Below are 23,365 nucleotides of genomic sequence, written 5' to 3'. Positions count from 1 at the left end.
GAACGGAGACCCATGCGCATCTTCCTCGCTGGCGGCACTGGGGTCATCGGCAGGAGACTTGTTCCCGCACTGATCGCCGCGGGGCACGAGGTCGTTGCCACGACTCGCCGGCTCGAGAACGTCGATCAGATCAACCGTTCGGGTGGGAAGGGCGTCGTCGTCGACGTCTACGACGCCGCGCGCCTCACCGAGCTGATCTGGACTGCGGCACCGGACCTGGTCATGCACCAGTTGTCCGACCTCCGCCATTTCGACACCGAGGCCACCGCGCGGATCAGGAGAGTGGGTACGAGGAATCTCGTGGCGGCCGCCCAGCAAGCCGGCGTCGGGCGAATCGTGGTGCAGAGCATCGCTTGGGCCTACGAAGACGGCTACGGGCTGGCCAGCGAGGACGAACCGATCGAGGAGGGGTCCGCCGTGGCAGCGATGGAGGAGCTCGTGGGACGCCTGGCCACTGCGACCATCCTCCGCTACGGCTGGTGGTACGGCCCAGGCACCTGGTACGCCGAGGGCGGTCGGGTTGCCGACGCGGTGGCAGAAGGCCTCCTTCCCGCGACTCGCACCGTCAACTCCCTCGTGCACGTCGATGACGCCGTCTCGGCGACCGTCCAGGCGATCGACTGGCCCGCGGGCGTCTACAACATCGCCGACGACGAGCCCGCGCCGGGCACGCAGTGGTTGCCCGTGTACGCGAATGCAATCGGTGCGCCCGCACCGACGTCACCGATTTGGACCAACCGGTCCCCGGGTGGCCGGGGCGCGTCGAACGCCAAGGCAAGAGCTGCAGGCTGGAAGCCCAGCCACCCCACGTGGCGGTCGGGGTTCGCTGCGGCAGCGCTGGGAGACGAGTGAAACGTCCTGCTGCCGCGCCCTATGGGAATGCGACAGATGCCCGGTCCGCCGCGACGTCTCCCTGAGCCGTTCGCGAAGGCCCGGCAGACGGCCAGATCAGCGCTCCCAGGGGATGACAGTCCAGATCGGCGCCAGGTCCAGGTGCCAGTCGAGCAGGTCGTCGCTGGTGAGAGGCGGCAAAGCCGGGGCAACGTCGGCGGCAGGCAAAGACGGCTCGCTGAGAAACAGCGGCTCGATCCCGGCGAACAGCAGCATGACGACGATGTCTCCGACGATCCGCCACGAAATGGGCAGCTCGCACGACGGGCACGAGCACAGCAACTCAGCCTCGGCACGCGGTCTGACATCCATCCGCACGACGGCCGACGCCATGTCCACGCTGATCTCGGCATCGCACCGTGGGCAAGTCATCGGTAACTCGATCACGACTACCTCCTCCACTGGTCCGGATGTACCTCTCCGACCGAGCAGTACCCAGACTTGTGAGGCGACCGGTGCTGCGCCCCACGATGCGTTCTGGCGTACAAGGCGGATCAAGCCCCACTGGCCCTGGCAGAACGGCAAAGTCGAGCGGCTGAACCGCACCCTGACCACAGAGTGGGCCTACCGACAGGCCTTCACCAACAACGACGAGCGAGCCCCCAGCCCTTGCGCCCTGATGGCCGGGTACAACTAGTGCGGGGTGGTGCGGCCGTGAGAGTGCTCTTGTGGTTGCCACCAGTGCACTCTCACCGCACCAGAGCGGGTGGTGCGGCCGGGCCCGGTGGGCCGGTCCGGCGCCGCGGGGGACCGCGGCTGCGCGTCGGGACCGTTCGTTGTCGGTCAGATGAGGGACAATGTTCGGGTGAAGCTCTACCGGGACGAGGCCGTGGTGCTGCGTACCCGCAAGCTCGGGGAAGCGGACCGGATCCTCACGCTGCTCACCCGCACGCACGGGCAGGTCCACGCCGTCGCGAAGGGGGTGCGCCGCACCTCCTCGAAGTTCGGTGCCCGCCTCGAGCCGTTCAGCGTGATCGACCTGCAGTTGTACAACGGGCGCAACCTGGATGTCGTGACGCAGGTGGATACGCTCGCCCCGCACGGGCGCGCGATCAGCGGGGACTACGGCCTGTTCACCACGGCGACGGCGATGGTCGAGACCGCGGAACGGCTCACCGAGATCGAGCGGGAGCCGGCCACCCAGCAGTACCTGCTGCTCGTCGGGGCGTTGCGCTCCCTGGCCGAGAAGGTGCACCCCTCCAGCCTGGTGCTCGACTCCTACCTGCTGCGCGCCCTCGCGATCGCCGGGTGGGCACCCACGTTCACCGAGTGCGCCCGCTGCGACGCCGCCGGCCCGCACCGGTCCTTCTCCGCGCCGCTGGGCGGCATCATCTGCACGAACTGCCGCCCGCCCGGTGCCGCGGCGCCCGCCCCGGAGACGGTGGGGCTGCTCGGTGCACTGCTCGCGGGGGACTGGGGCCACGCCGACGTCAGCCACGAGCGGCACCGCAAGGAGGCTTCCGGGCTGGTCGCGGTGTACACCCAATGGCACCTGGAGCGTCAGCTGAAGTCGTTGCGGCACGTGGAGCGCGCGTGAGGGCCGAGCCCGTCGCTCCACCGGCGCACCTCACCGGTGCTCGTCCGCCGGAGGTGCCCGCCGCTCTCGTCCCCAAGCACGTGGCCATCGTGATGGACGGCAACGGCCGGTGGGCCAACGCCCGCGGGCTGACCCGCAACGAGGGCCACGCCGCGGGGGAGGCGGTCCTGCTGGACGTCGTCGCCGGAGCGATCGAGATGGGCGTCACCCACATCAGCGCGTACGCGTTCTCCACCGAGAACTGGAAGCGGTCACCGTCCGAGGTCCGCTTCCTGATGGGCTTCAACCGGGACGTGCTGCGCCGGCGCCGGGACCTGATGAACTCCTGGGGCGTGCGGGTGCGCTGGGCGGGCCGCCGGCCGCGGCTGTGGCGGTCCGTCATCAACGAGCTCGAGGAGGCCGAGCGGCTCACAGACGGGAACTCCACCTGCACACTGACCATGTGCGTGAACTACGGCGGCCGGGCCGAGATCACCGACGCAGTGCGGGCCATCGGCCGCGAGGTGGCCGCCGGCCGGCTCGACCCCGAGCGGATCACCGAGCGCACCGTGGCCCGTCACCTGGACGAACCGGACATGCCGGACGTGGACCTGTTCCTGCGCACCTCGGGGGAGCAGCGGGCCTCGAACTTCCTGATCTGGCAGTCCGCCTACGCCGAGATGGTGTTCATCGACAAGCCCTGGCCGGACTGTGACCGCCGTGATCTCTGGGACGCCGTGGTGACCTACGCCCGCCGGGACCGGCGCTACGGCGGGGCCGTCGACAAGCCGGGTGCAGAGGGCGGATCGGACGAGCGCAGGGGCTGACGGCGGGCGGAAGGTTGCGTGCATCACCGCACGGATGCCGCCGACCGACGTTCCGGTCGCGCCGCCGGCCGTCAGGCGCGGTCCGCGGCGCTCTTCTCCGCGACCTACCCAGCGGGTCCTGCCGGCGCAGCCGGCGCCTGCGTCTCGGACTCGACCACCTCGGCGAAGGTATCGATGACGCCGTCGCCGGTTCCGCCGTCGGGAGCTTCGACGTGCGCCACCGGACCGGTGCCGCGCTGCGACCGGTGCCGGCGCCGCAGAACCACGGCCACCACGACGGCGACCACCAGCGCCGCGATCACGGCGAGCCCGAGCGGGCTACCCGCGGCGGCGGCGAGCGCCGCCTCCCAGACCGCGAAGCCGATCGTCGCGTAGATGGCCCCCCACGCGATCGCGCCGGGGATCTGCGCCAGCGTGTACTTCCACCACGTGATCCGCAGCACGCCGGCGCCGGCCTGCACCATCGACTGGAACCCGACGGTCAGGTAGCACACGGGTACCGCGAACAGGCCCCAGCGGCGGATCGCGCGGATGCCGGCGTCCGCGCCGCCACCCTGCAGCCAGGCATGCGCCCTGAGGGTCCAGCCCTGCGTCGGGTGGGTGCGCCGCAACGCCTGTTCCGTGACGATCCGGCCGGCCCAGTACATGCCCTGCCCACGCAACATCGCGCCGCAACTGAGCAGCAGCATGGTGAGCCAGAACGGCAGCTCAGCCAGGAAGTCAGGCATCCCGGGTGTCCACCGCCCCCGCAGCCATGCACTCGGCGCAGGTGCCGAACAGTTCGGCGGTGTGCTCGACGTCGACGAAGCCGTGCGACTGCCCGACGTCGGCGGCCCAGTGCTCCACGACGCCGGCGTCCAGCTCGACGGTCCGGCCGCAGATCCGGCAGACCAGGTGGTGGTGGTGCACCTGCTTGCGGCAACGGCGGAACAGCGACTCGCCCTCGGCGTTGCGCAGGACGTCCACGTCGCCGTTCTCGGCGAGGGTCTGCATGGTGCGGTAGACGGTCGCCAGGCCGACCGAGTGGCCGGCCTCGCGCAGCATGTCGTGCAGCTGCTGCGCGCTGCGGAAGTCCTCGGTGTCGGCGAGGACCTCGCTCACGGCCGCGCGCTGGCGGGTCATGCGTTGCATCGTCACTCCTGAGCACCGGCCTTGCTGACGTTGACGTCGTCATCCATGTCCGGATGAGGATCGGCGGCGCGCCCCCGCCCGGCGCCCAGCAGGGGGCGGACGGCCGCTATCACAGCGTAGACGCAGATCGCCAGGACAACGATCGTGGCGCCCGGCGCGAGGCGGTGGAAGAAGGTGATGACGAGGCCGATGACGCAGACGGCGGCGCCGACTCCCATCGCCGTGAACATGGTGCGCCGGAACGAGGACGTGACCAGTTGCGCGATGGCGACCGGCACGATCATCAGCGCGCTCACCAGCAGCAGCCCGACCACGCGCATCGAGACCGTCACGGTCAGCGCGGCGACCACCGCGATCAGGATGTTCAGCACCTGCACCGGCAGACCGGTGGAGCGGGCGAACTCCTCGTCCTGGGAGACCGCGAACAGGGCGGTCCGGAGCCCGATACCGACGGCCATGATGACGGCGGCCATGATGACCGTCATGACCAGGTCGCCGGTGGTGATGGTGGCGAGGGACCCGAACAGGTAGGCGGTCAGGTTCGCGTTCGTGCCCCCGGCGAGGCTGATGATCACGACACCGCCGGCGATGCCGCCGTAGAAGAGCAGCGCGAGCGCCACGTCACCGCTGGTGCGTCCGCGCGAGCGGACCACCTCGATGAGGATGGCGCCGATCACGGCGGCGATGACGGCACCCAGGACCGCGTAGGCGTCGTTCGGTTCGGCGCCGGTCCACGAGCCGACGAGCCAACCCATGGCGACGCCCGTGAGCGCGACGTGACCCACGCCGTCGCCCAGCAGGGAGAGCCGCCGCTGCACCAGGTACGTACCGATCACGGGTGCGGCGAGACCGACCACCAGGGCGGCGATCAGGGACCGCTGCAGCATCGGGCTGGAGACGACGGAGATCAGGCTGTCGAGGAGGCTCATGGTAGGGACCTCGGGGTGACGGCCTCGCGCACGTCGGTCGGCTCGTGGCGGCCGTGGTCGAGGTGGACGTGCTCATGATCCGCGGCGCCGTGGCCGGGTGCGGGGGCCGGGGCGCCACCGTCGTGGGCGACGACGCCGTGGCGGAGCACTACGCACCGCTGGATCAGCGGGCGGATCGGGCCGAGCTCGTGGAGCACGATGCCTACGGTGGTGCCCTCGGACTGGAGCGTGGTCAGCAGCCTGGCGAACGTGGCCTGGGTGGGGCGGTCCACGCCCGCCATCGGCTCGTCGAGCAGGAGTAGCTCCGGCGCTCGCACGAGCGCGCGGGCGATCGCGACCCGTTGCTGCTGCCCGCCGGAGAGCTGGTGCAACGGGCTGTGCGCGCGGTCGGCCAGGTCCACCGACGCCAGGGCGTCGAGGGCCCGGGTGCGCCCGCCGCGGGGGACGTGCCAGCGGCGGTCGTGGAGCAGCCCGGTCAGGACCACCTCGAGGGCGGTGGCGGGGATGCCGGAACCGACCGAGGCGCGTTGCGGCACGTAGCCGATCCGCGGCCAGGGGACCTGCCGCCGCTGGTTGCGCACGGAGATCCCGAACAGGCTGGCGTCGCCGCCCGAGATCGGGACCAGGCCGAGCATGGCGCGCATCAGCGTGGACTTGCCGGACCCGTTCGCACCGAGGAGGGCGACGACCTCTCCCTCGCCGACAGTCAGGTCGATGCCGCGCAGGATGGTCGCCGAGCCCAGGTCGACCCGCAGATCGGTCACACTGATGAGATCGCTCATGCGCAGCCGAGCGCCCCCGTGAGTTCGTCCAGGTTGGTCCGCATCACCGAAAGATAGTCCTGTTCGGGGTCGGTCAGGCCCTCGATCGGGTCCAGGACGCCGACGTCGATGCCGAGGTCCTCGGCCAGGACCTCCGCGACCTTCGGGCTGACCAGGGTCTCGGTGAAGATGGTGGTGACGCCGGACTCCTCGACGATGTGGCCGATCTCGGTCAGCCGGGCGGGGGCGGGCTCACTCTCGGGGTCCAGGCCGGAGATGCCCACCTGGGTCAGGCCGTACCGGTCGGTGAGGTAGCCGAACGCGGCGTGGGAGACCACGATCACGTCGCGCTCGCAGGTGCCGAGCGCCGCGGTGTACTCCTCGTCCAGGCCGGTCAGTTCGGCGGTCAGGGCCCGCGCGTTCGCGGAGTAGGTGTCGGCGTTGTCCGGGTCGGCCTCGGTGAAGGTGTCCGCGACGACGGCGGCGACGGCCGCGACGCGGGTCGGGTCGAGCCAGAAGTGCGGGTCCTCACCCTCGAGGCCGTGGTCGTGACCGTCGTCCTCGGCGTGACCGTCCTCGGCCTCGTCGTGGTCGGCCTCGTCGTGCTCATCGCCGGCGGCCTCCGACTCGGCGCCCCCATGGATCACGAGGTCGGCGGCGTCGGCGGTGTCCAGGATCAGCGGCCCGGAGGTGCTGGCCAACGCATCGTCGACGGCGGGTTGGAAGCCGGACAGGTACACCACGACGTCCGCGTCCTCGAGGGTCAGCACGTCGACGGGGGAGAGCTCCAGGTCATGCGGTTCGGCGCCCGCCGGTGTCAGGTTGGACACCTCGACCAGGTCGCCACCGACCTGCTCCGCCACGAACTGCAGCGGGTAGAACGTGGTCAGCACCGTCAGGCCACCGCCCGCCGAGCCCTCGTTCGCGTCCGACGAACCGGCACACCCGGCCAGTGCGAGGGCGGTCACGGCGGTCAGAGCAGGCAGGACGTATCCGCGGCGGAGTCTGTGCATGGGAACCATTCTCACTTGCGGGTGCGATGGTGTCAAAGAGGCACCACGTGATCTGCCGCACGCGGCTCACGCCGGCACTCGCTCGGTCACGCAGTCCCCGCGAGCTCACGCAGCAACCCGCGAGTTCACGCAGTCCCGCGCTCACGCAGCAACCCGCGAGCTCACGCAGTACCTGGCGCCTGAGGTAGCACCTTGCGCCGTCACGCAGTTCCTCGCGCCTGAGGAAGTGCGTTGTAACGGACTGCCTCAGGCGTGGGGCACTGCGTCACCATCAGTGCGGCCGCTCGGTCGCGCACGGTTCTGAGTGTCGGGGCGCTGGACCGGCACTCCCGCCGGCAACTCGAGACCTGATACCTCACACCTGAAAGCGCCAGACCCAAGTGCTCCACATCCGAACGGCGACGCTCCTCTGTCCCCAGCCGACCGCGCCGGCCTGCGGAGTTGGCGTCGGAGCCCGAGTCTGTCCGGATGAACGACTCCCTCACCCTGCCCGTGCCGCCGAACATCCTCCTCGCGCGCGACTACGGAGCCAAGGATCTTGCTGCCCTGCGCCGAACGGGGGACTACACGAACGTGCGGCGAGGGGCGATCGTCCGCGCCAGCGAAGCCAAACAGACATGGGCACGGGCCGACCACCTCTCGCTTGCGCGCTGCGTCGCCGTCGCGGCCGAACTGACGTGCTCCTTCGCATTCAGTCATGAGAGCGCCGTACTGATCCATGGTGGTTGGATCGATCACCCCACGGACGTCGTGCATATCTCCCAGACCAACACGCCCAGGGTCCTGCGCCACTCCGATATCCGTCGGCACCACGCGAGTGACCTGACCCCGGCGGACGTCGTCGAGGTCAACGGGCTACCAGTGACCAGTCTCGAGCGAACGGCGCTCGACTGCGCGCTCTCGCTCCGCCCGAGACGTGCACTCGTCGCCGTGGACAGTCTCTTGCGGCTCCGGATCAAGCCGAGCCGCGAGCGGAAGGACGACTTCCGTGACGGGATCGCCCGCGCGATCCGTGACCTCCTCGCCGAACTCGAGAACCGGCCGGTCCGACGGGGGCTGAAAGGCGCACGAGAGATCATCCGTCACGCGGATCCGCTCAGCGAGTCGGCCGGGGAGTCGTGGCTGCGCTGGATCGCACTTGCCTTCGGCCTGCCGCGGCCGCAGACGCAGTTGCGCGTCGTCACAGATGCGGGGCCGAAGTGGGTGGACATGGGCTGGATGGTCGAGGGAGACGACGTCGATTTCGTCAGACTCGGTGCTGAGTACGACGGCCGGTCCAAGTACGCTCAACAGCCTCAAGGCGGTGGCCGAGCCAAGTACAGCCGTAGATCCGGCGATGGTGCGCGATCCGAGGAGATCGCCTCCGGGGACGCGCTGTTCCACGAGAAGGTCCGTGAGGACAGTCTGCGCCGAGCGGGTGTGCATACCGAACGATTCGTTCACCAGCAGTTGCGGGATCCGGGGGCCGCCTTCGCTCGGCTGTATGCGGCATTCCCCGAGTCGGCACGTCCGATGCTGCGACCACGGCCTGCGCTGCGGACGTTCACGGGTCGACGCTGAGCCTTCACTGGGCCGTGTTGATCGAGCCATCGTCGTGTGGCAGGAAGCCAGGCGTCGTCACGCGCGTGCCGCAGTCCGTGATGCAGAACCTTGTGCCTGAAGTAGTCCGATACGACGGTCTGCCTCAGGCACGAGGCTCTACCTCGCGCGGGGAGGTTCTGGCTCAGGCGTGAGGTTCTGGCTCACGCGGGGAGGGTGTGCCTCGGACGGGTCTCGGCTCGGGGTCTGGGCGCGTCTCCTGGCTGCAGGGATCTCGCCCGGGGTCGCACCGCGCCGCCCGGGCCACCCGGACCAGACACTCGCCCACCGGCAGGTAGCCTGTCGGATGGGTCTCGCCCGGGCCAGCCAGGCTCGGGCCCGCACGTCCGGAACCAGCCAGGTCCGGACACACATCCAGGAGTGAGTCAGTTGGCCAAGGAGCCGTCCCGTCTCGATGCCGTCGTCAATCTCGCGAAGCGCCGCGGGTTCGTGTTCCCGTCCGGTGAGATCTACGGCGGTACCCGGTCCGCTTGGGACTACGGGCCGCTCGGCGTCGAGCTGAAGGAGAACATCAAGCGGCAGTGGTGGCAGAACATGGTCCGCGGCCGCGATGACGTCGTCGGCCTCGACTCCATGGTGATCCTGCCCAGGCAGGTCTGGGTCGCCTCCGGCCACGTCGGCGTGTTCACCGACCCGCTCACCGAGTGCATGTCCTGTCACCGCCGGTTCCGCGCGGATCACCTCGAGGAGGAGTTCGAGGAGAAGAAGGGGCGCGCCCCGGAGAACGGCCTCGCGGACATCGCCTGCCCGAACTGCGGCACGCGCGGGCAGTGGACCGAGCCGCGCGACTTCAACATGATGCTCAAGACCTACCTCGGCCCCGTCGAGGAGGAGTCCGGGCTGCACTACCTGCGCCCGGAGACCGCCCAGGGCATCTTCGTGAACTTCGCGACCGTGATGGGCGCCGCCCGGAAGAAGCCGCCGTTCGGCATCGGCCAGATCGGCAAGTCGTTCCGCAACGAGATCACCCCCGGGAACTTCATCTTCCGCACCCGCGAGTTCGAGCAGATGGAGATGGAGTTCTTCGTCGCCCCCGGCACGGACGAGGAGTGGCATCAGTACTGGATCGACGCCCGCACCGACTGGTACACCGACCTGGGCATCGCCCGGGAGAACCTGCGCCACTTCGAGCACCCGAAGGAGAAACTCTCCCACTATGCCAAGCGGACCGTGGACATCGAGTACCGGTTCGGGTTCACCGGCAGCGAGTGGGGCGAGCTCGAGGGCATCGCGAACCGCACGGACTTCGACCTGACCACACACACCGAGCACTCCGGCCAGGACCTGTCCTACTTCGACCAGACCACCGGTGAGCGCTGGGTGCCGTACGTGATCGAGCCCGCGGCGGGCCTGACCCGCTCGCTGATGGCCTTCCTGGTCGAGTCCTACCACGAGGACGAGGCCCCGAACGCGAAGGGCGGCGTGGACAAGCGCACGGTCCTGCGCCTGGACCCGCGCCTGGCGCCGGTCAAGGCCGCGGTGCTGCCGCTGTCCCGTAACGAGCAACTGACCCCGGCCGCCAAGGATCTGGCGGCCGAACTGCGCAAGAACTGGAACGTCGACTTCGACGACGCCGGTGCGATCGGTCGCCGCTACCGCCGCCAGGACGAGGTCGGCACCCCGTTCTGCATCACGGTGGACTTCGACACCGCGGACGACCAGGCCGTGACCATCCGCGAGCGCGACTCGATGACGCAGGAGCGGGTCGCACTCGACCAGGTCTCCGGCTACCTCGCAGCGCGCCTCGTCGGCGCCTGAGCGCCCGGGCCCGATGAGCCACCAGCACACCGAACTCGATCCTGATCGCGACCTCGGCGTCGTCGGTGCTCGTCGGGCCCGCCGCATCCTCGCGGCGTGCGTCCTACCCCTGCTCATCGCCACGATCGTCGGCCTGATCGCGCTGTGGCCCGGCGGCGACACCCCGATCGGCTCGCTCGAGAACCCCGTCGAGGGCCCCAACTTCACCACGGCCACCGTGGTGGAGGTGACCGGGGTCATCGGCGAGGAGGTCCGCGCCGAGTTGCATGACGGCACCGGCAGGATCGTCCCGGTCCAGGTGCCGCCGGAGATCGTCGAGTCCGGCATCGAGGTCGGCTCGCAGATGCGGGTCTTCTTCACCGCCAGTGCGCTCGGCTCGGGCAGTCCGTACGTCTTCGTCGACTTCGTGCGTGATGTGCCGCTGATCATCCTGGGCATCGTCTATGCGCTCGTGGTGCTCGCCGTCGCCCGGTTGCGTGGGTTCATGGCGATCGTCGGGTTGCTCGCCAGCCTGGGCGTGGTCGGGGTGTTCCTGATCCCGGCCCTGATGGGCGGCGGCCCGCCGTTGCTGGTGACGATCGTGGGCGCCAGCGCGATGATGTTCTTCGCCGTGTATCTCGCGCACGGGATCTCGATCCGGACCACGACGGCGCTGCTCGGCACCTTCATCGGCCTCGCCGCCACCACGGCCCTGGCGGCGTGGGCCACCGGCGCGGCCAGCCTCACCGGCGCGAACTCCGACTCCTCGCTCGTGTTGAGCTCGGTGCTGCCCGGGGTGAACCTGAGCGACATCCTGCTCTGCGGGATCGTGATCGCCGGCCTCGGCGCCCTCAACGACGTCACGATCACGCAGGCGTCGGCCGTCTGGGAGCTGCGCGCCGCCTCCCCGAACGCTCCGCTGCGGCAGGTGTTCGGCCGCGCGATGCGGATCGGTCGCGATCACATCGCCTCCACGGTCTACACGCTCGCGTTCGCCTACGTCGGCACGGCGCTGCCGGTCCTGATGATCGTCATGCTCTACGACCGCTCGCTCGGCAGCACGCTCACCGCGGGCGAGATCGCCGAGGAGGTCGTGCGCACGCTCGTCTCCTCGATCGGCCTGGTGCTCGCCATCCCCGCCACGACGGCGATCGCGACCCTCCTGGTCGCCTCGTCCAGGGCGCGCGACCGGTTCGCGGTCCTCGCAACGCCCGACGGCGGTGGTGCGGTTCCGGCAGAGCTCGCCGACGGCGGTGGTGCGGTTCGCGAGACGCTCGCCGACGGCGGTGGCGCGGTTCGTGAACGGCGTCGCGACGGCGGTGGTGCGGACCGCGAGCGGCGTCGCGACGGCGGTGGTGCGCACCGCGCCGAACCGACCGACGACGATGGTGCGGCCACAGGCCCACCCGGACCAGACGCCGTCGACCGGTAGTTCGCGATTGGGACGAGCCACCGCGGTCGGATCCGAACGACGCGGTCGCTCGTGGCTGTGAGCAGACCCGACGGGTGCGGCGAGCGAATGTGGAGCGCGCGAGCCGGGGATCGTCGAACGAATCCGTCAAACTCCCATCGTCAAACCGGTTGACCTCTCATCGTCAAACCGGTTAACCTGGGGCTCTCAGGTCGAGCTCAGAGTCGAGGGAATCCAGATGGCGAAGCCGACGATCGGCGATGTGGCACGTGTCGCGGGGGTCACCCGTGCCACGGTCTCGCACGCCTACAGCGGCAAGCGCTCGATCTCGGCTCCGACGAAGGCCCGGGTCTTCGAGGCGGCCGAGTCGCTCGGCTGGGTGCCCAGTCACAGTGCTCGCGCTCTCGCGACCCGGCGCGCGAACGCCGTTGCCATGGTGATCGCCCGCGATCCCGGCGTGATCGCCTCGGACTCCTTCTTCCCGGCCTTCATCGCCGGCCTCGAGTCCGGCCTCGCCGATGCCGAGGTGGCCCTGCTGCTGCAGGTGGCGGGCTCCCGGTCCGCGGAGGAGCGGGCCTACCGGTCGATGGCGCACGGCAAGGCGGACGGCGTGATCGTCATCGACCTGCACCGCTCGGACTGGCGGGTGGCCTTCCTCGCCGAACTCGGGCTCACCGCGGTCCTCCTGGGCGCCTATGAGCAGGAGAGCCCGTTCTCCTGCGTGCGCAGCGACGACGCCGTCCAGATGCGAGACCTCATCACGCACCTGCGTGGCCTCGGGCACGAGCGCATCGCCCACGTCTCCGGCCCGCTCGGCTACGTGCATTCGCACGCCCGCGCTCGCGCCTACGTCGAGGAGATCGGATCGGAGGAGCTGCTCCGCGAGGGTGACTTCGGGGCGGCCAGCGGGCGCGACCTCACCGCGGAACTGCTCGACGTGACGGATCGGCCGACCGCGGTGCTGTACGCCAACGACACGATGGCGATCGCGGGCCTGTCCCTCGCCCGCAGCCGCGACTTCAAGGTGCCCGACGACCTCGCCCTCGCGGGCTTCGACGACGACCACCTCTCCGCGCACCTGTCCCCGGCCCTGACCTCCGTCGCGACCGACCCGTTCCGGCGCGGTCGGATCACGGCGGAGGTGCTCCTGGCCGACATCGACGGGGCCACCCCCCGGTCCGTCGAGATCGACTGCAACGAACTGCGACTGCGCGCCAGCACAGCCGCACCAGCACCATCAATCGCTCAAGGAGGAGACCGATGAAGACCACCACACGTACCCTCGCGGTGATCGGGGCCGTGGCCCTGTTCGCGGCTGGATGCTCCGGAGGCGGCGACGGCGACGGCGACGGTGGCGGAGGTGGCGACGGCGCCGCCGGCGCCACCGGCCCGATCGACATCTGGACGTCGAACAACGAGGCCGAGCTCGCCTGGGCCACGGCAGTCGTGGACGCTTGGAACGCCGAGCATCCGGACGAACAGGTCACCGCCCAGGAGATCCCCGCCGGGGCCTCCTCGGAGGAGGCCATCACCGCCGCCATCACGGCCGGAACCGCGCCCTGCCTCGTGTACAACATCGCGAACGCCGCGGTGTCGGGCTGGGTCCGCCAGGGCGGCCTGGTCAACCTGTCCGAGTTCGAGGACGGCGCCTCCTACATCGAGGACCGTGGCGGCGAGAACGTCGCGAGCTACCAGACCGATGGCTCGTACTACCAGCTCCCGTGGAAGTCCAACCCGGTCATGGTGATGTACAACAAGACGGTCTTCGCTGCGGCCGGGCTCGACCCGGAGAACCCAGGGATGGCCACCTTCGACGAGTTCCTCGACGGCTCGCGGCAGATCGTCTCCTCCGGTGCGGCGGCCAGCGCGATCTGGCCCTCGCCGACGAGCGAGTTCTACCAGCCGTGGTTCGACTTCTACCCGCTCTACCTGGCCGAGACCGGCGGCACGATGCTCGTCGAGGACGGCGCGTCGACCTTCAACACCGACGAGGGCCGGGCGGTCGGGGAGTTCTGGGCGACGATGTACTCCGAGGGCCTCTCGCCGCAGGAGGCGTCCACGGACGACGCGATGTCCGCGGGCACCACCGCGATGCAGCTCGCCGGCCCGTGGGCGATCGCCTCCTACGCGGACAGTGTCGATGTCGGCTTCATGCCGGTGCCGACCTCCGGCGGCGCCGACGAGGTCTTCACGTTCGCCGACTCCAAGAACATCTCCATGTTCACCTCGTGCGAGAACCAGGGCACGGCCTGGGAGTTCCTGAAGTTCACCACGAGCGAGGAGAACGACGGCCTGCTCCTGGAGAACACCGGGCAGATGCCGATCCGCACCGACCTGGCCACCACGTTCAGCGACTACTTCGCGGCCAACCCGATGTACGAGGCGTTCGCCAGCCAGACCGAACGGGTGGCCGACGTGCCCAGCATCGACAACTCGGTCGAGGTCTGGCAGGTGTTCCGCGACGAGTACTCCTCGGCTGTGATCTTCGGGAGCCAGTCCGTCGACGACTTCCTCACGAACGCCGAGACCGAGATCAACGGCCTCGTCGGGGACTGACGTGACCACGACCCAGCTGCGCACCCCACGCCGTCCGTGGTGGGGTGTGCAGCCGATCGGAACCGTGTTCGCGCTGCCGTACCTGGTGTTCGTGGCGGTGGTGTTCGTCTACCCGCTCTGCTTCGCGGTGTACATCGCCTTCCACGACTACATCTTCACCGCTCCGGGCGTCTCGGTGCCCACGCCGTTCGTCGGGTTCGACAACTTCGCCGACGTCCTGACCGACCCGAAGGTCCTCCAGTCGTTCCGCAACACCGGGGTGTTCCTCGTCATCTTCGTGCCGCTCACGGTGGTGCTCTCGCTGATCCTCGCGACGGCGCTGAACGCGGGGATCCGGTTCGTCTCGGCCTTTCGGGTCGCGTTCTACGTCCCGTACCTGACCGCGAGCGTGTCCCTGGTCGGCGTCTGGATGCTGCTGTTCGCTCAGAACGGGCTGATCAACACGATCCTCGGGCCACTCGCTCCGAGCCCGTCCTGGCTCATCAACTCGGGCCTGGCGATGCCCACGATCGCGCTCTACGTCACCTGGAAGCAGCTCGGCTTCTACATCCTGCTCTACCTGGCTGCGCTGCAGAACATCCCGAAGGAGCTGTACGAGTCCGCGGCCACCGACGGCGCGAACCTGCGCCAGCGGTTCCTGAACGTGACAGTGCCCGGGGTTCGTGCCACGACCACCCTGGTGCTGATCCTGGCGATCATCCTCGGCGCGAACCTGTTCACCGAGCCCTACCTGCTCACCAACGGCGGCGGCCCGGACGGCGCCAGCGCCACGCCGGTGCTGCTCATCTACCAGAAGGGCATCCAGCAGCAGAACCCGGACACCGCATCGGCGATCGGGATGCTCCTGGTGATCGTCGTCGGACTGCTGTCCATGGCCGCGAGCCGACTGAACCGGGAGAAGTGAGATGAGGACGAAGATCCGCTGGTGGCGCTACCTGCCGCTCACCCTTGCCGCACTGGTGTTCGCGTTCCCGTTCTACTTCATGGTGGTCGGCGCGTTCCAGGTCAACCCGACGAACTCGCCGTCCTCGCTGTTCCCGACGGACGGCTGGACCACCCAGAACTTCTCGGCCATCGACAGCCGGCTGGATCTGGGCGGCTCCCTGTTGAACTCCCTGATCTTCACCACCGGGGTGCTGCTCGGCACGGTCGTGTTCGGGCTGCTGGCCGGCTACGCCCTGGCCCGCCTCGACTTCCGGGGCAAGGCGGCCACCTGGGTGCTGATGCTGCTCATCCAGATGGTGCCGTTCCAGCTGCTGATGATCCCGTTGTACGTGCAGGTGACCCGGACCTACGGGCTCGGGGACAGCTACCTCGGGATGATCCTGCCGTTCGCGATCAACACCACGGCCGTGTTCATCTTCACGCAGTTCTTCCGCGCCCTCCCGCAGGAGGTGTTCGAGGCGGCCCGCATCGACGGCGCCAGCGAACTGCGGATCCTGCGTTCGGTCGCCGTCCCGCTCGTGCGCCCCGCCCTGGTCACCGTGCTTCTGGTGACGTTCATCGGGCCGTGGAACGAGTTCCTGTGGCCGTTCCTGATCACCAAGGACGTGACGATGCAGCCGTTGGCGGTCTCGCTCGCGAACTACATCAGCAACGTCGCCCAGTCGACGGCGAACCCGAACGGAGCGATCCTCGCCGGCGCCACCACCCTGGCGTTCCCGGTGGTCGTCCTGTTCTGCATCTTCCAGCGTTACTTCACCGCGTCCGAGATCGGCTCCGCCGTCAAGGGCTGAGAGGAACCCATGTTTACCGATGCCACCTTCCCGCTGGGACCGTTCGTCCCGTACGAGGGCAACCCGATCCTGCGTCCGAAGGGCAACAGCTGGGAGTCGTCCAACCTGTACAACCCCGCCGCACTCGTGGACGGCGACGAGGTCGTGCTCCTGTACCGGGCGCACGCCGAGGACATCGTGTCCCACATCGGCCTCGCCCGGAGCTCGGACGGCTACACCTTCGAACGCGAGGACGCCCCGGTGTTCTCCCCGCAGGAGGACTACGAGCGGTTCGGAGCGGAGGACCCACGGATCGTCCTGATCGATGGCGTCTACTACCTGACCTACACCGGTTGGGACCGCCACAGCGCGCAGCTGTGCCTGGCCACCTCGACCGACCTGCACACCTGGACCCGGCACGGCCCGCTCTTCGACGACTTCGACACGTTCGCGACCGTAGACCCACGTGGCCACAACTGGTCCAAGGCCGGCGTCATCGTCCCGGTGCAGATGCAGGGCAAGTGGTGGATGTACTTCGGCGAGGGCGCGATCTACTGGGCGACCAGTGACGACCTGATCCACTGGACGCCCGGCACGCCCGACACCGAGCCGATGTACTCGCCCACCCCCGGTTCCTTCGACGCCGACCTCGTCGAGATCGGCACCTCCCCGGTCCTCTCGTCCAACGGGCTGCTGGTCTTCCTCACCAACGGGGCGACCCGAACGGTGCACTCCGACGGCCGCGTCGACGTGGACTACCGCTGCGGGCAGATCGCCATCGACCCCGAGGACCCGACCACCGTGATCGCCCGGATGCAGGTGCCGTGGCTGCGGCCGCAGACCTTCGAGGACCGCCATGGCCTCGTCTCGAACGTGACCTTCGTCGAGGGCCTGGTCTCCTTCCGCGGCAAGTGGTTCGCCTACTACGGGCAGTCCGACACCACCCTCGCCGTCGCCGTGCACGACCCCGCCCAGCCCTGGGGCGCGCAGGTGCGCGCCGCTCTCGAGTCGAAGGAGACCCGAAGATGAGAACCTCCCGCCGCGCCTTCCTGGGCGCGCTCGCCGCTGCCGGCGCCGCCGTGGCCACGGCCCCGACCGCCGTCGCCGGCCCGGTCGCCCGAGCCGGCGGCAACGCCCGGCTCGCCAACCTCGACCACCTGCGGTTCCTCCTCGGTGACGTGCCGCTCACGCCGTCGACGGCGCACACCACCTACCGCATCGACTCCGAGCCGGTCGCGTTGGCGCCCTGGACGTACGCCGATGCCGACGGCGGATCGTTCCGTCGGGTGGGTGGCGGCACCTTCGATCCGGCGACCGGGTACTACGGCCAGGGTGCGTTCAACGCCGACGACATCGCCCGCGCCGTCGTGGTGTTCCTGCGGGACTGGCAGGCCACGGGTGACGCTCGCAGCCGCGGCCACGCCTACGAGAACCTGCGGGCGCTGGCCTACCTGCAGACCGTCGACGGGCCGAACACCGGCCGGGTGGTGCTCTGGCAGCAGTTCGACGGCTCGCTGAACCCGAGCGCGGAGCCGGTCGAGCTGCCCGACCCATCGGATTCGGCGGAGTCCTACTGGCTGGCTCGCACCGTCTGGGCGCTCGGCGAGGGCCACGCGGCGTTCAGCGGCGAGGATGACGAGTTCGCCGCGTTCCTGTACGAACGCCTGCACCTGGCGCTGGACGCCCTCGATCAGGAGTCGCTCTCGCGGTACGGCCAGTTCGTCACCAGCGACGGCGTCGACCTGCCCGCCTGGCTCATCGGCGGCGGTGCCGACGCCACGGCCGAGGCCGTGCTCGGCCTGGCCGCGGCGCATTCCGCGGCACCCGACGACCGGGTCGGCAGCGCCCTCGAGCGCTACGCCGAGGGGATCGCCGCGATGGGTACCGCAGCCGGCGGGTGGCCGTTCGGGGCCGTGCTGCCGTGGACCGGGTCGCTCGGCTTCTGGCACGCGTGGGGTGGCGCCGCCCCGGAGGCCCTCGCCCGGGCGGGCGAGACCCTGGGCCGCGACGACCTGATCGAGGTCGCGATCACGGACGCCGGCACGTTCACCCCGCTGGTGCTCGCCTGCGGCGGACCGAACAACGCCTGGGCGCCCCTGCCCGCCGAGGCCCAGATCGCCTATGGCGCGCACGGGCGGGTGGCCGCCGCCCTGGCCGCGGCCGATGCGGGTGGTGGACCGGGGCTCCGTGAGCTCGCCGGGTTGGCCGCCGGGTGGTTCTTCGGGGCGAACACGGCGGGCACCGCCGTCTACGACCCGGCGACCGGAATCACCTTCGACGGTGTCGAGACGGACGGGCGGATCAACCGCAACTCCGGCGCGGAGTCCACGATCCACGGGCAGCTCACCATGCTCGCCCTGGACACCCGGCCCGACGTCGCCGCACTGGCCCGCTCGATCACGTCCCTGCACGCGTTCGAAGGACTGAGCGCCGTCGACGCCGAGACCGCACGGTTCAGTGCCGGCTGCACGGTGGTGACCCCCAGCGGCGGTGCCTGGATGGGCGAGGGCAACCTCTCCGGTGGCGCCTACCTGCACGTCCCGGCGGGGGAGTGGGTCGAGTTCGACCTCGACGCCGAGCAGGCCGCGCTGGCGTATCCGATCGTGTGGCGCACGGACGCCGAGGCGGGCACCGCCCGGTGGAGCCTCGTCGGCGGTGCGGCACTGGGCGTCACCGCCAACGGCGGCACCGGAGCGGCGGGCATGACCGAGGTTCCGGGCAGTCTCGTCCCACAGGACCTGGACGAGGTCGTCCCTGCCGGTGTCGTGACCGTCCGCTGCGAGAGCGACGGGGACCTGCGCTTGGACGCGCTGCTGCTGCGCCCCCTCGTGACGACCGCGCACTACGCCACCACGGGCAGCGACGCGGTGCTCTACGTCAACGCCGGCGACCGGGTCACCCTGACTCCCGCGCTCGCGGGTGGCACCGCCCGCGCGTACACCCGCGCCGGGAAGCAGCGCGGCCAGATGCGAGCGGGTCGAAAGGTTCGGGTGGTCGAGGGCGGATTCACGATCAGCCGCTGAGACCTGCCGGCGCGGTGACGGGCCGCGCCGGGCGCAGCGCGCTCGCGTCGAGCCGTGCCCGGCCCCGGCCGCGCCGCGGCGTCGGGGTGACCGACCGCCTTGGCGAACATCACAGCGGGAGCGAGCGTCCGCCGTCGGGCATCGGCCGCGGCACCTGAGACAATCGTGACGTGACATCCCTACGGATCGGGCCCATCGAGGTGGGCACCCCGGTGATCCTCGCGCCCATGGCGGGGGTCACGAACGCGCCGTTCCGGACCCTGTGCCGGGACGCCGCGGCCGGCGCGCTGCCGTCGGAGCGGGCGGCCGAGCTGGAGGGCAACCCCGCGCCGGTGGGCCTGTACGTCGCCGAGATGGTGACCTCGCGCGCGCTCGTGGAGCGGACCCCGGAGTCGATGCGGATCATCTCCCACGACGAGGGCGAGGGCGTGCGCAGCGTGCAGCTGTACGGCGTGGACCCGGCGACCGTGCGTGCGGCCACCCGGATGCTGGTCGCCGAGGACCGCGCCGACCACATCGACCTGAACTTCGGCTGCCCGGTGCCCAAGGTGACCCGCAAGGGCGGGGGAGCGGTGCTGCCCTGGAAGAGCGAGTTGTTCACGGCGATCGTCAGCGCCGCCGTGGAGGCGACCGCGGGCTCCGACGTGCCGGTCACCATCAAGATGCGGATGGGCATCGACGCGGATCACCTCACCTATCTCGACGCCGGCAGGCGCGCCCAGGACGCGGGCGTGGCCGCCGTCGCGCTGCACGCGCGCACCGCCGCGGACTACTACTCCGGCACCGCCCACTGGGACGCGATCGCCGCGCTCAAGGAGGCCGTCACGGACGTGCCGGTGCTCGGCAACGGGGACATCTGGTCCGCCGAGGACGCCCTCGCGATGGTCGCCCACACCGGCTGCGACGGCGTCGTGGTCGGGCGTGGCTGCCAGGGGCGGCCGTGGCTGTTCGCGGACCTCGTTTCCGCGTTCGCGGGCTCGGACGCGCGGATCCAGCCGGGCCTCGGCGAGGTCGCGTCGGTGATCCGCCGGCACGCCGACCTGATGGTGGCGCACTTCGGCGAGGAGCTGAAGGCGCTGCGGGAACTGCGCAAGCACATGTCCTGGTACCTCAAGGGCTACGTGGTGGGCGGCGAGGCCCGAGCCGCGCTCGGCATGGTCTCCACCCTCGACGAGCTCGACGAGCGGCTCGGTGCGCTCGAGCTCGCGCAGCCGTACCCGGGCGAGGGCGCCGAGGGGCCGCGCGGGCGTGCCGGCACCGCGAAGGTGCCGCACGTGCCGGAGGGCTGGCTGGACTCGCGCGCCATCGACGCCGGTCTGCGCGCGATGCTCGCCGAGGCCGAACTCAGCGTCTCCGGCGGCTGAGGACGGGCGCCGAGGCTCCCAGACCTCAGACCTCAGCCGAGAGAGTCATCGTGCGCCCATCGGCTCCATCGGCCGCATGATCGCTCGTCCGGCAGGTGCGACCGGCCCAGGGTTCGGCCGAGGGTGTCCTTGTGCGGCGGATCAGGGCCGTCCGCCGCAGGATCGCACCCTCGCATGGGTCGAGCGGGGGCGGGTCAGCGGGGCGGCCGAGCCGTGCGTCAGGACGGGCGCGGGCAGGCGGCCGTGGAGTCCCGGACGATCAGTTCCGGGCTGAACAGCAGCTCCGTCCGGGGCGGGTTCGCGCCGGCGATCTCGGCGAGCATGGTGTTCACCACGGCCATCGACATCGCGTCCACGCTCTGGCGGATCGTGGTCAGCGGCGGGTCCGTGAACGCCATCAGCGGGGAGTCGTCGTAGCCGACCACGGAGACATCCTCCGGCACGGACAGGCCTCGCGAACGCACCGCCCGGATCGCGCCGAGCGCCATCAGGTCCGAGCCGCAGACGATCGCGGTGTGACCGCTCTCGAGCAACTCGGTGGCCGCGGCCTGGCCGCCCTCCACGCTGAACAGGCTGGTCGCGATGTGCGGTGCGGCGTCGGTGATGCCGAGCCGCTCGGACAGGGCGCGGCTGAACCCCTCCATCTTCCGGGTCGCGGGCAGGAACCGCTGCGGACCGATCGCCAGGCCGATCTTGGCGTGCCCCTGGGAGATCAGGTGCCGGACCGCGAGGTCCATGCTCCCGACATCGTCGGAGGAGATCGAGGGCGCGTCCAGCTCCGCCACGAACCCGTTCACGAGTACCAACGGGGTGCCGAGACTGCGCAGCCGTTGGTAGCGGTCCGGCGCCGCCTGGGTGTCGGCGTGCAGTCCGGATACGAAGATGATCCCGTCCACCCCGTGGTCGAGGAGCATCTGGACGTACTCGTCCTCGGTGGTGCCGCCGGGGGACTGCGTGCACAGCAGCGGGGTGTACCCGGCGTGCGCGAGCGCGGACTCGATCTTCTGCGCGAAGTTCGGGAACACCGGGTTCGTCAGTTCCGGGACGACCAGCCCGATCAGTCCGGCGGATCGGCGCCGCAGCTTCTCCGGCCGCTCGTAGCCGAGCACGTCCAGTGCCGCGAGCACGGCCTGGCGGGTGTCCGCGGAGACGCCTGCCTTGCCGTTCAGCACCCGGGACACGGTGGCGGTGCTGACGCCGGCCTGTTCGGCCAGATCGGTGAGCGTGGTACGCGTGGGCACTGGACCTCCTTGTCCTGGGCAGCGGTCCGTCCCGCAGGGTACTTGGCCGGGGGGCCGCCGTGACAACGGTTCTGTAACGACGGTCTGAAAGTTACAGCAAGGACTTGCAAGATCCAAGCCGGAGCGGTTACGGTCTCGTCATCCGGGCGACGCTGTGGTCACAAACTGCCCCGCGTCGCCACATACGTGGACACATTTCAGGAGAGTCGGATGCGACGGAGCATTGTCATCACCGCGGCGGTGGGCCTCACCATGGCCCTGGCCGCCTGCGGTGGCGGAACGGGTAGTGGCGAGGAAGAGACCACCGCCGGTGCCGAAGAGACCACCGAGGATGGCGGCTCGGCCGGCACCCTCACCATCTGGGCGGACGAGTTCCGTGCGGCAGCCCTCACCGACATCGTGGCCCAGTTCGAGGAGGACAAGGGCGTCACGGTCGAGATCGTCGAGAAGAACTTCGACGACATCAAGGACGAGTTCATCGCCCAGGCGCCCACCGGGGAGGGCCCGGACATCATCGTCGGCGCCCACGACTGGTCCGGCGAGCTCGTCACCAACGGTCTGGTCAGCCCGGTCGAGCTCGGCGACGCGGCGGCCGACTTCTCCGAGGTCGCGGTCAACGCCTTCACCTACGAGGGCTCCGTGTACGGCGTCCCGTACGGCATCGAGAACATCGCGCTGGTGCGCAACAACGCGCTCGCCTCGGACACCCCGGCCACCTTCGACGAGCTGATCGCGCAGGGTCAGGCCACCGGTGCCGAGTACCCGGTGCTGATCCAGATGGGCGAGGAGGGTGACGCCTTCCACATGTACCCGCTCCAGACCTCGTTCGGTGCCCCGGTGTTCGCCACCGACGACACCGGCTCCTACATCCCCGAGCTCGCGCTCGGTGGCGACGCCGGCACCGCCTTCGCCGACTACCTCGCCTCGATCGGCCAGGCCGGCTCGGGCGTGCTCGACACCGCGATCACTGCCGACATCGCTCGTGAGGCGTTCGCCAACGGCGAGTCCCCGTACATCCTCACCGGGCCGTGGAACATCGCTCCGTTCACCGAGGCCGGCATCGACGTCACCGTCCTGCCCATCCCGAGCGCCGGCGGCGAGCCCGCCGCGCCGTTCGTCGGCGTGCAGGGCTTCTACGTGAACTCATACTCCGAGAACGCGATCCTCGCGAACGAGTTCCTCATCAACTACGCCGCGACCGAGGACGTCCAGGTCGCGATGTACGAGACCGGTGGCCGGATCCCGGCGCTGACCTCGGCCGCGGAGGCCGTCTCGGACGACCCGATCGCGGCCGGCTTCGTCGCCGCCGGCGAGATCGGTGTGCCGATGCCGTCGCTGCCGCAGATGAACTCGGTCTGGGCCTTCTGGGGTGTCACGGAGGCGAACCTGGTCTCCGGTGTCGCCACTGACCCGGCCGCAGCCTGGGCCACGATGGTGGACAACATCCAGGGCGCGATCGACGCGGCCTAATCGCACGCGGGTGGGCCGGCCGTGACGGGCGGCCGGTCCACCCCCACTCGCTCCGCTCCGTCGCGCCGGGATGTCCCGAGGCGACGGGGCGCTGCTGGTCCTACTGTTCAGATCGAAGGCACGTGACGTCGCGTGCCACCGCCCGGGAGGCTCCTCTTGGCACGCACGAACGGCCGCGACG

At 70.1% G+C, this 23,365-nt stretch carries 21 protein-coding genes and 1 pseudogene; 15 read left to right on the top strand and 7 right to left on the bottom strand.

What is annotated here, in order from left to right; translation table 11 throughout:
• Positions 1-12: 12 nt before the first annotated feature.
• Entirely contained in the window at positions 13-852 is an 840-nt protein-coding gene (locus tag GKS42_RS15595) for an NAD-dependent epimerase/dehydratase family protein (RefSeq protein WP_154794661.1), read from the top strand.
• A gap of 96 nt (positions 853-948) precedes the next feature.
• Here the strand turns inward: GKS42_RS15595 and GKS42_RS26030 are convergent, their stop codons facing one another.
• Complete coding sequence (locus GKS42_RS26030; protein ID WP_168217677.1) at positions 949-1,278, bottom strand: hypothetical protein; 330 nt, start codon at positions 1,276-1,278, stop codon at positions 949-951.
• A 106-nt stretch (positions 1,279-1,384) separates the two neighbouring features.
• Between GKS42_RS26030 and GKS42_RS15585 the strand changes: the two are divergent.
• The 3 genes and pseudogenes from GKS42_RS15585 to GKS42_RS15575 form a co-directional block, all read left to right on the top strand.
• A pseudogene (locus GKS42_RS15585) lies at positions 1,385-1,528 on the top strand (integrase core domain-containing protein); the annotation flags it as partial.
• Between the two features lie 168 nt (positions 1,529-1,696).
• Complete coding sequence (gene recO, locus GKS42_RS15580; protein ID WP_223402963.1) at positions 1,697-2,428, top strand: DNA repair protein RecO; 732 nt, start codon at positions 1,697-1,699, stop codon at positions 2,426-2,428.
• A complete protein-coding gene (locus GKS42_RS15575; protein ID WP_154794658.1) occupies positions 2,377-3,234 on the top strand; it encodes an isoprenyl transferase in 858 nt (285 codons plus the stop codon). Before recO ends, GKS42_RS15575 begins: the two co-directional genes overlap by 52 nt.
• Positions 3,235-3,338: 104 nt before the next feature.
• Here GKS42_RS15575 and GKS42_RS15570 read toward each other — a convergent pair whose 3' ends face one another.
• Genes GKS42_RS15570 through GKS42_RS15550 form a run of 5 tightly spaced genes read right to left on the bottom strand, consistent with a single transcriptional unit; the run spans position 3,339 to position 7,068 of the window.
• Positions 3,339-3,962, bottom strand: a complete 624-nt coding sequence (locus GKS42_RS15570; protein ID WP_154794657.1) for a DedA family protein — start codon at positions 3,960-3,962, stop codon at positions 3,339-3,341.
• Positions 3,955-4,365 carry a Fur family transcriptional regulator gene (locus GKS42_RS15565; RefSeq protein ID WP_154794656.1) on the bottom strand — a complete coding sequence of 137 codons (411 nt, stop codon included), beginning with the start codon at positions 4,363-4,365 and terminating at the stop codon, positions 3,955-3,957. The genes GKS42_RS15570 and GKS42_RS15565 overlap by 8 nt, the downstream gene beginning before the upstream one ends.
• Before the next feature lie 2 nt (positions 4,366-4,367).
• Positions 4,368-5,294, bottom strand: coding sequence for a metal ABC transporter permease (locus GKS42_RS15560; protein WP_154794655.1), 927 nt, complete (start codon positions 5,292-5,294; stop codon positions 4,368-4,370).
• Complete coding sequence (locus GKS42_RS15555) at positions 5,291-6,076, bottom strand: metal ABC transporter ATP-binding protein (RefSeq protein ID WP_154794654.1); 786 nt, start codon at positions 6,074-6,076, stop codon at positions 5,291-5,293. Before GKS42_RS15555 ends, GKS42_RS15560 begins: the two co-directional genes overlap by 4 nt.
• Complete coding sequence (locus tag GKS42_RS15550) at positions 6,073-7,068, bottom strand: metal ABC transporter substrate-binding protein (RefSeq protein WP_154794653.1); 996 nt, start codon at positions 7,066-7,068, stop codon at positions 6,073-6,075. Before GKS42_RS15550 ends, GKS42_RS15555 begins: the two co-directional genes overlap by 4 nt.
• Positions 7,069-7,560: 492 nt before the next feature.
• On the opposite strand from GKS42_RS15550, the gene GKS42_RS15545 reads away from it, so the two are divergent.
• From GKS42_RS15545 to dusB, 10 genes are all read left to right on the top strand, one after another.
• A complete protein-coding gene (locus tag GKS42_RS15545) occupies positions 7,561-8,628 on the top strand; it encodes a hypothetical protein (protein WP_154794652.1) in 1,068 nt (355 codons plus the stop codon).
• A gap of 408 nt (positions 8,629-9,036) precedes the next feature.
• Positions 9,037-10,425, top strand: coding sequence for a glycine--tRNA ligase (locus GKS42_RS15540; RefSeq protein WP_154796754.1), 1,389 nt, complete (start codon positions 9,037-9,039; stop codon positions 10,423-10,425).
• 13 nt (positions 10,426-10,438) lie between these two features.
• A complete protein-coding gene (locus tag GKS42_RS15535) occupies positions 10,439-11,836 on the top strand; it encodes a YibE/F family protein (protein ID WP_210769198.1) in 1,398 nt (465 codons plus the stop codon).
• Between the two features lie 217 nt (positions 11,837-12,053).
• The gene (locus tag GKS42_RS15530) at positions 12,054-13,079 is read left to right on the top strand and encodes a LacI family DNA-binding transcriptional regulator (protein ID WP_154794651.1); all 1,026 of its coding nucleotides are present in this window, start codon (positions 12,054-12,056) and stop codon (positions 13,077-13,079) included.
• On the top strand, positions 13,076-14,371 hold the full coding sequence (locus GKS42_RS15525; RefSeq protein WP_154794650.1) for an extracellular solute-binding protein: 1,296 nt from the start codon (positions 13,076-13,078) through the stop codon (positions 14,369-14,371). The genes GKS42_RS15530 and GKS42_RS15525 overlap by 4 nt, the downstream gene beginning before the upstream one ends.
• A gap of 1 nt (position 14,372) precedes the next feature.
• Positions 14,373-15,275 (top strand): carbohydrate ABC transporter permease, encoded by a 903-nt coding sequence (locus GKS42_RS15520; protein WP_154794649.1) that lies wholly within the window; start codon positions 14,373-14,375, stop codon positions 15,273-15,275.
• 1 nt (position 15,276) lies between these two features.
• Positions 15,277-16,107 carry a carbohydrate ABC transporter permease gene (locus GKS42_RS15515; protein WP_154794648.1) on the top strand — a complete coding sequence of 277 codons (831 nt, stop codon included), beginning with the start codon at positions 15,277-15,279 and terminating at the stop codon, positions 16,105-16,107.
• Positions 16,108-16,116: 9 nt separating this feature from the next.
• The gene (locus GKS42_RS15510; protein ID WP_154794647.1) at positions 16,117-17,115 is read left to right on the top strand and encodes a glycoside hydrolase family 130 protein; all 999 of its coding nucleotides are present in this window, start codon (positions 16,117-16,119) and stop codon (positions 17,113-17,115) included.
• Positions 17,112-19,109 carry a hypothetical protein gene (locus GKS42_RS15505; protein WP_154794646.1) on the top strand — a complete coding sequence of 666 codons (1,998 nt, stop codon included), beginning with the start codon at positions 17,112-17,114 and terminating at the stop codon, positions 19,107-19,109. Before GKS42_RS15510 ends, GKS42_RS15505 begins: the two co-directional genes overlap by 4 nt.
• A 170-nt stretch (positions 19,110-19,279) precedes the next feature.
• Positions 19,280-20,473 carry a tRNA dihydrouridine synthase DusB gene (gene dusB, locus GKS42_RS15500; RefSeq protein ID WP_290368021.1) on the top strand — a complete coding sequence of 398 codons (1,194 nt, stop codon included), beginning with the start codon at positions 19,280-19,282 and terminating at the stop codon, positions 20,471-20,473.
• A gap of 218 nt (positions 20,474-20,691) precedes the next feature.
• Here the strand turns inward: dusB and GKS42_RS15495 are convergent, their stop codons facing one another.
• A complete protein-coding gene (locus GKS42_RS15495) occupies positions 20,692-21,714 on the bottom strand; it encodes a LacI family DNA-binding transcriptional regulator (RefSeq protein WP_154794645.1) in 1,023 nt (340 codons plus the stop codon).
• Between the two features lie 210 nt (positions 21,715-21,924).
• Here GKS42_RS15495 and GKS42_RS15490 point away from each other — a divergent pair, with 210 nt between their 5' ends.
• Positions 21,925-23,184 carry a sugar ABC transporter substrate-binding protein gene (locus GKS42_RS15490; RefSeq protein WP_154794644.1) on the top strand — a complete coding sequence of 420 codons (1,260 nt, stop codon included), beginning with the start codon at positions 21,925-21,927 and terminating at the stop codon, positions 23,182-23,184.
• The last annotated feature ends 181 nt before the right edge of the window (positions 23,185-23,365 follow it).

Origin of the sequence: Occultella kanbiaonis, assembly GCF_009708215.1 — a bacterium.
Classification (GTDB): Bacteria; Actinomycetota; Actinomycetes; order Actinomycetales; family Beutenbergiaceae; genus Occultella; species Occultella kanbiaonis.
Note: the sequence above shows the minus strand (reverse complement) of the source record. Positions and strands in the feature narration are given on the sequence as shown.